Source organism: Pseudomonas sp. GW821-FHT09A09, assembly GCF_059418405.1.
In genome coordinates this window covers 1-12774 of record NZ_JBWKPU010000013.1, presented here as the reverse complement: position 1 = coordinate 12774, position 12774 = coordinate 1, and the positions used below count along the sequence as shown (strand labels likewise).

The 12774-nt window shown below is 58.3% G+C and carries 13 protein-coding genes; 9 read left to right on the top strand and 4 right to left on the bottom strand.

All coding sequences use genetic code 11. From position 1 onward, the window contains the following. Positions 1-113: 113 nt before the first annotated feature. The 3 genes from AC07OV_RS13500 to AC07OV_RS13490 form a co-directional block, all read right to left on the bottom strand. Positions 114-386: a TfoX/Sxy family protein gene (locus AC07OV_RS13500; RefSeq protein ID WP_176998402.1), complete on the bottom strand. Its 273-nt coding sequence runs from the start codon at positions 384-386 to the stop codon at positions 114-116. A gap of 202 nt (positions 387-588) precedes the next feature. Beyond that, the gene (locus AC07OV_RS13495) at positions 589-933 is read right to left on the bottom strand and encodes a pentapeptide repeat-containing protein (protein WP_135310628.1); all 345 of its coding nucleotides are present in this window, start codon (positions 931-933) and stop codon (positions 589-591) included. A 93-nt stretch (positions 934-1026) separates the two neighbouring features. After that, on the bottom strand, positions 1027-2583 hold the full coding sequence (locus AC07OV_RS13490; RefSeq protein WP_495092386.1) for a bifunctional aminoglycoside phosphotransferase/ATP-binding protein: 1557 nt from the start codon (positions 2581-2583) through the stop codon (positions 1027-1029). 118 nt (positions 2584-2701) lie between these two features. Between AC07OV_RS13490 and mrcB the strand changes: the two genes are divergently transcribed. From mrcB to msrQ, 9 genes are all read left to right on the top strand, one after another. Further along, the gene (mrcB, locus tag AC07OV_RS13485; RefSeq protein WP_495092385.1) at positions 2702-5026 is read left to right on the top strand and encodes a penicillin-binding protein 1B; all 2325 of its coding nucleotides are present in this window, start codon (positions 2702-2704) and stop codon (positions 5024-5026) included. Positions 5027-5042: 16 nt separating this feature from the next. Then, positions 5043-5777: a tetratricopeptide repeat protein gene (locus tag AC07OV_RS13480; RefSeq protein ID WP_176998399.1), complete on the top strand. Its 735-nt coding sequence runs from the start codon at positions 5043-5045 to the stop codon at positions 5775-5777. Continuing rightward, complete coding sequence (locus tag AC07OV_RS13475; protein ID WP_494997805.1) at positions 5777-6106, top strand: YqcC family protein; 330 nt, start codon at positions 5777-5779, stop codon at positions 6104-6106. Before AC07OV_RS13480 ends, AC07OV_RS13475 begins: the two co-directional genes overlap by 1 nt. A gap of 431 nt (positions 6107-6537) precedes the next feature. Beyond that, on the top strand, positions 6538-8262 hold the full coding sequence (locus tag AC07OV_RS13470; RefSeq protein WP_176998397.1) for an acetolactate synthase 3 large subunit: 1725 nt from the start codon (positions 6538-6540) through the stop codon (positions 8260-8262). Positions 8263-8264: 2 nt separating this feature from the next. Next, positions 8265-8756 (top strand): acetolactate synthase small subunit, encoded by a 492-nt coding sequence (gene ilvN, locus AC07OV_RS13465; protein WP_003176102.1) that lies wholly within the window; start codon positions 8265-8267, stop codon positions 8754-8756. A gap of 47 nt (positions 8757-8803) precedes the next feature. Beyond that, positions 8804-9820, top strand: coding sequence for a ketol-acid reductoisomerase (ilvC, locus tag AC07OV_RS13460; protein WP_003194132.1), 1017 nt, complete (start codon positions 8804-8806; stop codon positions 9818-9820). 144 nt (positions 9821-9964) lie between these two features. Continuing rightward, positions 9965-10822 (top strand): CDP-diacylglycerol--serine O-phosphatidyltransferase, encoded by an 858-nt coding sequence (gene pssA / locus AC07OV_RS13455; RefSeq protein WP_176998396.1) that lies wholly within the window; start codon positions 9965-9967, stop codon positions 10820-10822. 63 nt (positions 10823-10885) lie between these two features. Beyond that, entirely contained in the window at positions 10886-11899 is a 1014-nt protein-coding gene (gene msrP / locus AC07OV_RS13450) for a protein-methionine-sulfoxide reductase catalytic subunit MsrP (RefSeq protein ID WP_495092384.1), read from the top strand. Further along, positions 11899-12519: a protein-methionine-sulfoxide reductase heme-binding subunit MsrQ gene (gene msrQ, locus AC07OV_RS13445; protein WP_494997807.1), complete on the top strand. Its 621-nt coding sequence runs from the start codon at positions 11899-11901 to the stop codon at positions 12517-12519. The genes msrP and msrQ overlap by 1 nt, the downstream gene beginning before the upstream one ends. A 28-nt stretch (positions 12520-12547) precedes the next feature. On the opposite strand, the gene AC07OV_RS13440 is transcribed toward msrQ, so the two are convergent. Then, a partial coding sequence (locus AC07OV_RS13440; protein WP_495092383.1) for a hypothetical protein occupies positions 12548-12774 on the bottom strand: 227 nt, incomplete at its 5' end.

Below are 12774 nucleotides of genomic sequence, written 5' to 3'. Positions count from 1 at the left end.
TGTGATAATCATAACGATTCTCATTTGAGAGTCAACCTTTGTTTTTTCTTGCTCCTCAAATTTTCTCAAACAGGTGTTTGTCATGCCCGCAAATGCTGGGTCTGATCGTGAATCTAATTCTTCTGCCGTGCTGAAATAGCATCCAACTGACGGTTCAACGCTTCCTTGCGCTCCGACGGAATGTCGTTCCAGTGCACATCCATCAATGCGCCTTCGATGGCATACAGCAGCACTTTGGACGCCCGGAATCCACGCGTCCGAACGGCTCGGTAGGCGTCGACCGCTCCCAGGCGGCGCAGATCGGACGCGCTGTGGATGCCCACCGCATGCAGCCACTGCGCCGACGTCTTGCCAAGATTTTTCAGGTGTTGCAGCTCATCGTTCATCAAGCCTCCTTGCGACGGCCGAATGGTGCGGTGGGTATCGTGACCAGGCAAGCCTGAAAAAGAGTGTAGCGCTCAGTAGGAAAAGCGTAGTTCTTTGGTCAGGAACGGGTGAAAAGCTTATAAGAATGACGCGAGGATTTTGACGGCGGGCAGGCATAAACCCCAGCACGCCTGGGCGTGGCCGGGGTTTTGGGCATTGGCGTTACTTGGTGCGGTAACGCAGGCGGGTACCGAAATTGACCGACATGAGGATCTCATCGGCGGTCAGCTCAGGCGGAAAGTAGGCGCCCGAGATCTGTGCATGGGCCAGGCTGGCGCCTTCCAGTGAGCAGTCGCGTAAATCCAGGCCACGCAGGTCGGCGGAGCGGAAGTAGGCATCGGTGAAGTCCACGCCGGTAGCGTTCAGCTCGCGCAGGTCGAGCCCGCGGAAGTCGCCGCCACGCATATCGATGGCACCGTCTTTGGGGCGCTCCTGGTTGAAACCTCGGATGTCATCTTTATGCAGGAGCGAGTAGAGCGGGGTATCAAGAAGCTTGGGCTGACTCATGACGGCGACTCCTGTTGGATTTATGACGCCATTATAGTGCCACTATTGCTGGGTCGTGCGCCCTAAGTCGGTGACACGACCAAGAAATATTTCTTACAGCCCCGGCAAGCGCTGGCGAATATGCGCGACCAAGGCATCGAGCGTCCCGCTTTCATTGGTCTCGACACGATGGCTGAGGAGCAGTTCTTCGGCGGTCAGCGGCTCACGGTTGGCGTGTTGCTCCTCAATTACCGCCAGTGTTGCGTCGGAAGGATCGTTCCTGTCCGCCTGACGTTGTGCCAACCAGCTGGCGATAACGGCCTGTGGTGCGTTGCAATCCAGGATCAGGAAAGGAGCGCCAGTCGCTTCAGCCACTTTGGCGGCGGCGCTGCGCTGTTCGTGCTTGAGGAAAGTGGCATCCAGCACCACAGGGAAGCCTGCACGCAGCACGGTATCGGCGATTTCATTCAGGCGGGCGTAGGTCGCTGCACTGGCGTCGGTCGCATAAATGCCCGCTTGTGGCGTATTTTCCACGTGTTGTTCACCAAACAGACGTTTGCGTTCAACGTCCGAGCGCAGTCGCACAGCGCCCAAGGCTTCCACCAATCGCATCGAGACCTGGCTTTTGCCGACAGCCGAAACACCGTGGGTAATGGCCAGGAAGCGCGATGGAATGGTGCTGTAGCTTTCTGCAAGGTTCGCGTAGTTGCGGTATTGGCGCAGGGTGGTGGCGCGTTGTACCGGGCTAGCCTCGCTCGGCATGCTGAACAGTGCAATCTTGGCGCGGACCAGGGCGCGGTAGGCTTTATAGAAGTTCAGCACTTCAAGGCCCTTGTAGTCGCCCGTCAATTCCAGATATTGGCTGATGAAGCGGCGTGCCAGGGACTTGAGGCCACGGTCTTCCAGGTCCATCGCCAGGAAGCCTGTGTCGGCGTAGACGTCGGTGAAGCGGAACGGTTCGTTGAACTCGATGCAGTCGAAGATCACGACTTGGCCATCGATCAACGTGGCGTTGCCCAGGTGGATGTCACCGTGGCATTCGCGAGTGAAGCCGTCGAGCTTGCGCTGTGCGAGCAGAGGCTTGAGGCGCTCAAAACTGCTTTCGGCCCAGGCTTGCAGGGCTTCCAGTTGTACCAGGTCCGCCTTGTCGCTGAGGAATGGGCGGATCTGTTCGAAGTTCTGCCGCACCGGTGCCATCACTTCGTCCGGCGTGCCGGCCGGGTGATCCTGCGGCACTTTCGGGGCCGTCAGGTGAAAGTGTGCGATCTGTTTGGCCATCTCATCGATGTGCGCACTGGTCAGTTCGCCATTGGCTTGCAAGGTGCTGAGCAGCTGGCTTTGCGGGAACTGGCGCATTTTCAGCGCGTACTCGATCACCGGACCTTCGCCGTCCAATTGCGGGGCTTCGGCGGTACCGGTAATTGGCAACACTTCAAGATACAAATCTTCAGTCAGGCGCCCGTTGAGGCGCAGTTCTTCGTTGCAGAAGTGGCCGCGATCTTCGAGGACCGTGAAGTTGAGAAAGCCGAAGTTCATCGGCTTCTTCAATTTATAGGCATACGGGCCGGTCAGGATCACCCAGGAAATATGGGTTTCAATGACTTGAAACGCTTCAACCGGGTGAGGGTATAAAGCCGGGTTTTGCAGGGCAGCGATCAGGGACTGGCTCACGGGCGATCCTTCAAAGTCGGGGGGAAATCATGGCGGGCATTATGGCCGCTACGAGCGGTCGTGCAAACCGCTGTCCGGCTCATGTTGATCATCAATAAAGTGCGTATAATCCGCCGCCATGACTCGAACCCGATCTCCCCGTTCCCGTAAAAAACCTCCTTCCCGCGGCCTGCGCCCTTGGCTGGGCTGGGCGCTCAAGCTCGGCCTGGTTGGCCTTGTGGTGCTCGCCGGCTTTGCGGTGTACCTCGATGCCGTGGTGCAGGAGAAGTTCTCCGGCAAGCGCTGGACCATTCCGGCCAAGGTGTATGCACGCCCGCTGGAGCTGTTCACCGGCCAGAAGCTGAGCAAGGATGACTTCCTCACTGAGCTGGACGCGCTGGGCTACCGCCGCGAACCCGTGAGCAATGGCCCGGGCGCGGCGGCGGTCAGCGGTAACACCGTCGACCTGAATACCCGTGGCTTCCAGTTCTATGAAGGCCTGGAGAAAGCCCAGCCTGTGCGTGTGCGCTTCTCTGGCGACTATGTTGCCGAACTGTCGTCACTCAACGGTTCGAAGCTGCCGGTGGTGCGCCTTGAGCCGCTGCTGATCGGCGGCATTTATCCAAAGAATCTTGAAGACCGCATCCTGATCAAGCTCGATCAGGTGCCGCCGTATTTGCTGGAAACCTTGGTTGCGGTGGAAGACCGCGATTTCTACAGCCACTGGGGCGTTTCGCCCAAGTCGATTGCCCGTGCCATCTGGGTGAACACCTCTGGTGGCAAGATGACCCAGGGTGGCAGCACGCTGACCCAACAGTTGGTCAAGAACTTCTACCTGACCAACGAACGCAGCCTGACCCGCAAGTTGACCGAAGCGATGATGGCGATGCTGCTTGAGTTGCACTACAGCAAGCAGGAAATCCTGGAGGCGTATCTCAATGAGGTGTTCGTCGGCCAGGATGGCCAGCGTGCCGTGCATGGTTTCGGCTTGGCCAGCCAGTTCTTCTTTGGTCAGCCGTTGTCTGAGCTGAAGCTGCATCAAGTGGCGCTGCTGGTCGGTATGGTCAAGGGCCCGTCCTATTACAACCCGCGTCGCAACCCGGAGCGCGCGCTGGAGCGTCGTAACCTGGTGCTCGATGTGCTCGAACAACAGGGCGTGGCCACGGCTGAGCAAGTGGCGGCGGCGAAGAAGATGCCGTTGGGCGTCACCACGCGCGGCAAGCTGGCGGACAGCTCCTTCCCGGGCTTCATCGACCTGGTCAAGCGCCAGTTGCGTGAAGACTATCGCGACGAAGACTTGACCGAAGAAGGCCTGCGGATCTTCACCAGCTTCGACCCGATCCTGCAGATGAAGGCCGAAGCGTCGGTCAATGACACCTTCAAGCGCATGACCGGTCGTAAGGGCATCGATGACGTCGAAGCGGCCATGGTCGTGACCAACCCGGAAACCGGTGAAGTCCAGGCCATGATCGGCAGTCGCCAGGCCAGTTTTGCCGGGTTCAACCGTGCGCTGGACGCCGTGCGGCCGATCGGCTCGCTGGTCAAGCCGGCGGTTTACCTTACTGCGTTGGAAAAACCGAGCAAATACACCCTTACCAGTTGGCTATCGGATGACCCGTTGTCGGTCAAATTGGCAGATGGCCAGGTGTGGACGCCGAAAAACTTCGAGCGTCGCTCCAACGGTACGATTTTCCTCTATCAGGGATTGGCGCATTCCTACAACATTTCCACGTCGCGCCTCGGGCTTGAAGTCGGCGTGCCGAATGTGTTGAAAACCCTCGGACGCCTAGGCGTCAACCGCGAGTTCCCGGCGTTCCCATCAATGCTGCTGGGCGCCGGCGCCATGACGCCGATGGAAGTCACTACGATGTACCAGACGATCGCCAACGGTGGGTTCAATACACCGATGCGCGGCATTCGCAGTGTGCTGACCGCTGAGGGCGAGCCGCTCAAGCGTTACCCGTTCCAGATTCAGCAGCGCTTTGATGCAGGCTCTATCTACCTGATCCAGAATGCGATGCAGCGCGTGATGCGTGAAGGCACCGGGCGTTCGGTCTATAGCGTGCTGCCAGCGAACCTGACGTTGGCGGGTAAGACCGGCACCAGTAACGACTCGCGTGACAGCTGGTTCGCCGGTTTCGGCCAGGATGTGCTGGCGGTGGTCTGGATGGGGCGTGACGACAACGGCAAGACGCCGTTCACGGGGGCGACGGGCGCGTTGCAGGTGTGGACAAGTTTCATGCGCAAAGCCGACCCGCTGCCGCTTAATATGCCGCAGCCGGATAACATCGTGCAGGCGTGGATCGATCCGCACACAGGGCAGGGCTCTGATGCCAACTGCCCGGGTGCGGTGCAGATGCCGTATATTCGCGGCAGCGAGCCACCTGCCGGCCCCGCCTGCGGTAGCGGTGCCCCTGCCAGTGCGGAGTCGGTGATGGATTGGGTCAAGGGCTGGATGAATTAAGCAAAGAGGTTTTCAAGTGAACAAGTGGTGGATTCCAGCTATTACAGCTCTGGCTTTGCTCAACGGTTGCGCCAGCGTGCAGCGCGGTTCGATTCCGGTGGTGGACTCAAGCACGACCGTCTCCAACAACGACCGCATCTCGGCCAACGGCGGTTTCCGCCAGACCGTGACGAATCGTCCTGCCCAAGCCCGGCCTCAAGCCGTGCCGCAGGATTCCGGCGTGGTGGTGATGGTGCCGGGTGGTGGTGCTGCCACATCCGCGCCGATCAGTGCCGAGCCGTGGACCCCGGGGCCAAGTACTTCAGGGCCGATCGATTCCACGCCGATTCAAACGGCGCCGATCAACCAGGGCACCTACACCATGCCGTCGACGCCAAGCGGTATCCCGTCGTCGTCCAACGCCGGAGGCCTGTCGGCTGACGAGCAACTGGACGGCCCGGTGCTGGCATTGCTCACTACCGCCCAGCAGCAGCAGGCGGGTGGTGATCTGAACGGCGCATCGTCAAGCCTTGAACGTGCCCAGCGTGTGGCGCCGCGTGAGCCGCAAGTGCTGTATCGCCTGGCCCAAGTGCGTATGGCCCAGGGCGATGCGCCGCAAGCCGAGCAATTTGCCCGCCGCGGCCTGAGCCTGGCGAACGGTCGTCCCGACCTGCAAGCCAACCTGTGGGCCTTGATCGGTGATGCGCGTGCCGCGCAAGGCGATGCTGCCGGTGCCGCCCAGGCTCGGCAAAAAGCCAAGGTCAGCCTCTGATGGATGCACGGTTTCCGGCAATTGCCGAACAGTTGTTGCTGATTGAACGCGAGTTGCGCGTGCAAGGTTGGTGGGACGAAGTGTCCCCCAGCGTCGAGGCGCTCAGCAGTGTCGAGCCGTTTTCGGTCGATACCCTGGACTTTCACCAGTGGTTGCAATGGATCTTCCTGGTGCGTATGAAGCAGATCCTCGAGCAGGATCTGCCATTGCCCAACGCGTCCGGGATCCTGGAGATGGCCGAGATGGTCTACGCCGATCGCCCGACAGAGAGCCTTGGCCTGCGTAACGCGCTGAAAAAGTTCGACCAACTGATCGCCGACGCTCGTTAATTGCCTGACTGCCGGTTTTTCCGGCAGTCTTGCGCACATTTCTACCGCTTGACGACATTCAGGCGAGTTTTATCCCTCCTCAAAGCCCTTTCTTCTACGTTCTCATGCGCTTAGTTGGAAAAAAGCGCAATTATTGCTTGACTTGAAGGGCCTGAAACAGAAGAATCCAAAGTCCGCTGTATCGGGACTGCCAGAAGCAGGCCCGCTCAGCAGATCATGAGGCGCATATCCGCGCCGACCTGTAACACCCGCAACGCGTTACCTCGCGCTGGGTGGGAAAAGCCCGCAACACTTGGGACGATCCCAATACTTGCTCAGTCAGTGCTGACGTAGTCGGCGACCACCGTCGCTCATGCTCTGTTGAGAAGTAAACCTATTAAGACCCGTCGGTTTTCAACGGACGGTATTCTGGCGTTTTAGAGGTGAACAACGTGGAGCTTTTATCTGGTGGTGAGATGCTCGTCCGCTTTTTGCGTGACGAAGGCGTCGACTATATCTACGGGTACCCAGGTGGTGCTCTGCTGCATGTTTACGACGCACTGTTCAAGGAACCGGCTGTTACCCACATCCTGGTTCGCCACGAACAAGCTGCAACCCATATGGCTGACGGTTACGCCCGTGCCACCGGTAAAGCCGGCGTGGTACTGGTAACGTCCGGCCCGGGCGCAACGAATGCCATCACCGGCATCGCGACTGCGTATATGGACTCCATCCCGATGGTGATCATCTCCGGCCAGGTGCCTAGCACCATGGTGGGCACCGATGCATTCCAGGAAACCGACATGATCGGTATCTCCCGGCCGATCGTGAAACACAGCTTCATGATCAAGCATCCATCGGAAATCCCGGAAGTCATGAAAAAGGCCTTCTACCTCGCACAGTCCGGTCGCCCGGGCCCTGTCGTGGTCGATGTGCCGAAAGACATGACCAACCCGGCCGAGAAATTCGAATACGTCTTCCCGAAGAAAGCCAAGCTGCGTTCCTACAGCCCGGCCGTTCGTGGGCACTCGGGGCAAATCCGCAAGGCGGCAGAAATGCTCCTGGCGGCCAAGCGCCCTGTGCTGTACTCGGGCGGTGGCGTGATTCTGGGCGGCGGTTCCGCACCGCTGACCGAACTGGCCAAGATGCTCAACCTGCCAGTGACGAACACCCTGATGGGCCTTGGCGCATTCCCGGGTTCGGACCGTCAGTTCGTCGGCATGCTCGGCATGCACGGCAGCTACACGGCCAACCTGGCCATGCACCACGCCGACGTGATCCTGGCCGTGGGCGCACGCTTCGATGACCGTGTGATCAATGGCGCGAGCAAGTTCTGCCCGAATGCCAAGATCATCCACATCGATATCGACCCGGCGTCCATCTCCAAGACCATCAAGGCCGACGTGCCGATCGTAGGTCCTGTGGAAAGCGTGTTGACCGAAATGGTTGCCGCGCTCAAGGACATCGGCGAGACGCCGAACAAGGAATCCGTTGCCAGTTGGTGGAAGCAGATCGACGAATGGCGTGGTGATCGCGGCCTGTTCCCTTACGACAAGGGCGACGGCAGCATCATCAAGCCACAAACCGTGATCGAAACCCTGTGCGAAGTGACCAAGGGCGATGCCTTTGTGACCTCCGACGTGGGCCAGCACCAGATGTTCGCCGCGCAGTACTACAAGTTCGACAAGCCTAACCGCTGGATCAACTCCGGTGGCCTGGGCACGATGGGCTTTGGTTTCCCTGCGGCCATGGGCGTGAAACTGAGCTTCCCGGACACCGACGTCGCGTGCGTCACCGGTGAGGGCAGCATCCAGATGAACATCCAGGAACTGTCGACGTGCCTGCAGTATGGCCTTCCGGTGAAGATCGTCTGCCTGAACAACGGTGTGCTGGGTATGGTTCGCCAGTGGCAGGACATGAGCTACAACAGCCGTCACTCCCACTCCTACATGGAGTCGCTGCCAGATTTCGTCAAGTTGGTTGAAGCCTATGGCCACGTCGGCATTCGCATCACCGATTTGAAAGATCTGAAGCCGAAGATGGAAGAGGCGTTCGCCATGAAGGACCGCCTGGTGTTCATCGATATTCAGGTGGATACCAGCGAGCACGTCTACCCGATGCAGATCAAAGACGGCTCTATGCGCGACATGTGGCTGAACAAGACGGAGCGTACTTAATCATGCGGCACATTATCTCCCTGCTTCTGGAGAACGAACCCGGCGCTCTGTCTCGTGTTGTCGGCCTGTTTTCGCAACGCAACTACAACATCGAAAGCCTGACCGTGGCCCCGACCGAAGACCCGACCCTGTCGCGCCTGACGTTGACCACCGTGGGTCACGATGAGGTGATCGAGCAGATCACCAAGAACCTCAACAAGCTGATCGAAGTGGTCAAGCTGGTCGACCTGTCGGAGAGTGCCCACATCGAGCGCGAGCTGATGCTGGTCAAGGTCAAGGCCACGGGTGCCCAACGTGCCGAGATCAAACGGACTACCGACATTTATCGCGGGCAGATCGTCGATGTGAGCGCCAGCGTTTATACCGTTCAACTGACCGGTACGAGCGACAAGCTGGACAGCTTCATCCAGTCGATCGGGACGGCCTCGATTCTGGAAACGGTACGCAGTGGTGTCACCGGGATTGCCCGTGGCGACAAAGTACTCAGCATCTAACCCAAATTAGCGAATGGCCTTACGGCCTGGATATATAGAGGAACCTCATGAAAGTTTATTACGATAAAGATTGTGACCTGTCGATCATCCAGGGCAAGAAAGTCGCCATCATCGGCTACGGCTCCCAGGGTCACGCACAGGCGTGCAACCTGAAAGACTCCGGCGTTGACGTAACCGTTGGCCTGCGCAAAGGCTCGGCTACTGTTGCCAAGGCTGAAGCCCACGGCCTGAAAGTGACTGACGTTGCTTCCGCTGTTGCGGCTGCCGACCTGGTCATGATCCTGACCCCGGACGAGTTCCAGTCCTCGCTGTACAAGAACGAAATCGAGCCGAACATCAAGAAGGGCGCCACCCTGGCCTTCTCCCACGGTTTCGCGATCCACTACAACCAGGTTGTGCCGCGCGCTGACCTCGACGTGATCATGATCGCGCCGAAAGCACCGGGCCACACTGTGCGTTCCGAGTTCGTCAAAGGCGGCGGTATCCCTGACCTGATCGCGATCTACCAGGACGCCTCGGGCAACGCCAAGAACGTCGCCCTGTCCTACGCTGCTGGCGTGGGTGGCGGTCGTACCGGCATCATCGAAACTACCTTCAAGGACGAGACCGAAACCGACCTGTTCGGCGAACAAGCCGTTCTGTGCGGCGGTACCGTTGAGCTGGTTAAAGCCGGTTTCGAAACCCTGGTTGAAGCGGGCTACGCGCCAGAAATGGCCTACTTCGAATGCTTGCACGAACTGAAGCTGATCGTTGACCTCATGTACGAAGGCGGTATCGCCAACATGAACTACTCGATCTCCAACAACGCCGAATACGGCGAGTACGTGACTGGCCCGGAAGTGATCAACGCCGAGTCCCGTCAGGCTATGCGCAACGCCCTGAAACGTATTCAGGACGGCGAATACGCCAAAATGTTCATCAGCGAAGGCGCAACCGGCTACCCTTCGATGACCGCCAAGCGTCGTAACAACGCCGCTCACGGTATCGAAGTCATCGGCGAGCAACTGCGCTCCATGATGCCGTGGATCGGTGCCAACAAGATCGTCGACAAAGCCAAGAACTAAGTCGTACGCATCAAGGGAAAACGCGGCTTAGGCCGCGTTTTTTCGTTTGGGGGCGGGTTCTGGTATAAAGCTGCATCGTTTGCGGGCGAACACGCTCCGCAAGTATTTGTCGAATTCTTTTCACACCGTTGCAAGGTAAAGTCCATGACCGAACGTCCCGAAGAGCCGGGCCAGGCCGCTGACGCCGATAGCCTGCTACCGATCGATGAGCATGTCGAAGAAGGGCATGATGCGGAAGGTCGCAAGGTCCGGCATCGTGGCATCTATCTTTTGCCCAACCTGTTCACCACGGCGAACCTGTTTGCCGGGTTCTATTCCATCATCAACTCCATGAGTGCCCAGAGCGCCCTGGCAGCGGGTGATGCAGCGAGCGCCAGCAAGTACTTCGGTTTTGCGGCTATCGCCATTTTTGTAGCCATGGTGCTCGATGGCCTTGATGGTCGTGTGGCACGCATGACCAACACCCAAAGTGCTTTCGGCGCCGAGTACGACTCGTTGTCGGACATGGTTGCCTTTGGTGTTGCGCCTGCATTGCTGGCGTTTGCCTGGGCACTGGGGGACATGGGCAAGGTGGGCTGGATGGTTGCCTTCATCTATGTTGCCGGCGCGGCCTTGCGCCTGGCGCGTTTCAATACCCAGGTGGGTACTGCCGACAAACGCTACTTCATCGGCCTGGCCAGTCCGGCAGCTGCGGGTGTGGTGGCGGGTATTGTCTGGGCGTTCAGTGACTACGGTATCCAGGGTTCGAAGATGTCATTCCTGGTGGCCTTGATGGTTGCGGCGGCCGGCATGCTGATGGTCAGTAACATCAAGTACAACAGCTTCAAGGAGTTCGACCTCAAGGGGCGCGTGCCTTTCGTGGCGATTCTGGTAGTGGTGCTTGTGTTTGCCGTCGTGTTCAGCGACCCACCGCGCATTCTGCTGCTGGCGTTCCTGGTCTACGCGGCTTCGGGGCCAGTTCAGTACTTGCTGCATCTGCGCCGGGACAAAACATTGCCTTAATGTAATTTCCCCCATACTCCGCAGTCTATTGGTGCATCAGTTCTCCAATACTGCGGAGTTGCCATGCTAATCAAATTGCCCAAAGCGTCCGATTGCCACGAATCTGACGTCACGCCTGAATCCTTCTATCTCTCTCGCCGTAGCTTGCTCGGTGGTGCGCTGGCCGGCATTGCTGCCAGTAGCTTGCCGCGTTGGGCAAGTGCCAACGATGCTTCACGTTATGCCGATGTCGAGGCGGGCAAGGCGCCAAGCTGGTTTACCGGCAAGCTGCCCGATACCAAGTGGCAGGCTGTGACGGTGTCGGGGGAGGCGATTACTCCGTTCAAGGACGCGACCCACTACAACAACTTCTATGAATTTGGCACTGGCAAGGGCGACCCGGCAACCAATGCGGGGTCACTGCAAACCGAACCTTGGAGTGTGGTGATTGATGGCGAGGTTGCGAAGCCAGGGCGCTATGCCCTGGAAGATTTCATGAAGCCCTACCAGTTGGAGGAGCGAATCTATCGTTTGCGCTGCGTCGAAGCCTGGTCGATGGTCATTCCGTGGATCGGCTTTCCCATCTCGGCCCTGCTCAAGCAGGTAGAGCCTACCTCTAAAGCCAAATACATCCGCTTTGAAACCCTGCAGGATCCCAAGAGCATGCCTGGCCAGCGTTCAAGCTTTGGTTTGATCGACTGGCCTTATGTTGAGGGGCTGCGTTTGGATGAGGCGATGAATCCCTTGGCGATTCTTGCTGTTGGCATGTATGGGCGGGAGCTGCCTAATCAGAACGGGGCCCCGTTGCGTCTGGTGGTGCCGTGGAAGTATGGCTTCAAGAGTGTGAAGTCCATTGTGCGAATCAGCCTGGTGAGTGAGCAGCCGAAAACCACGTGGCAAAGTATTGCGGCGGATGAGTATGGGTTCTATGCGAATGTGAACCCTACGGTCGACCATCCTCGGTGGACGCAGGCACGTGAGCGCCGGTTGCCGAGTGGTCTCTTCAGCCCCAATGTGCGCGAGACGCAAATGTTCAATGGGTACTCCGACGACGTTGCCTCTCTTTATACCAACCTGGATTTGCGGAAGAACTACTGATGCGCTATCCCATCTGGCGCATTGGCGTCTTCATGGCTGCGGCGGTGTGGCCGTTGTTCTGGCTCTACGAAGCGTGGAGTTCTGTCCTGGGGCCGGACCCGGGCAAAGTGCTGGTTGATCGCCTGGGGTTGGGCACCTTGATTCTGCTTCTGATCACCTTGGGAATGACGCCGCTGCAGAAATTGAGTGGTTGGGCAGGGTGGATAGCGGTGCGTCGGCAATTAGGGCTGTGGTGCTTTGCGTATGTTGTGCTGCACTTGGCGGCTTATTGTGTGTTTGTGCTGGGGCTCGATTGGTCGCAGCTTGGGGTGGAGTTGCGTAAGCGGCCTTACATTATTGTGGGCGCCTTGGGTTTTCTGTCTTTATTAGTGCTGGCGGTGACTTCGAACCGCTATAGCCAGCGTCGGCTTGGGAGTCGTTGGAAGAAGCTGCACCGTCTCGTCTATGTGATTCTAGGACTTGGCTTGCTGCACATGCTGTGGATTGTGCGAGCGGATCTGAAGGAGTGGGCTATCTATGCCTCTATAGGTGCGTTGCTCCTGGTACTGCGGATACCACCGGTGATGCGCAGAATCCCACGCCTTATTGCGAAAAAACCACTTTCTGCAACAAAAGCGTAATTAGGGGTTGACGGGCGATTCCAGAAGTCTATAATTCGCCCCACTTCCGGCGCAGTCGAAACGGAAAACTCTTTGATAAACAATGAGTTGCGTAGGTTTTGACGGTGAGTTGCTTCAGTTCATCGAAGCCAAAAGGAAGTTGAAAAAGAGGTGTTGACAGCAGCGTGTAACGCTGTATAATTCGCCTCCCGCTGACGAGAGATCGGAAGCGCAAGTGGTTGAAGTTGTTGAAGAAATCTTCGAAAGCTTCTGAAA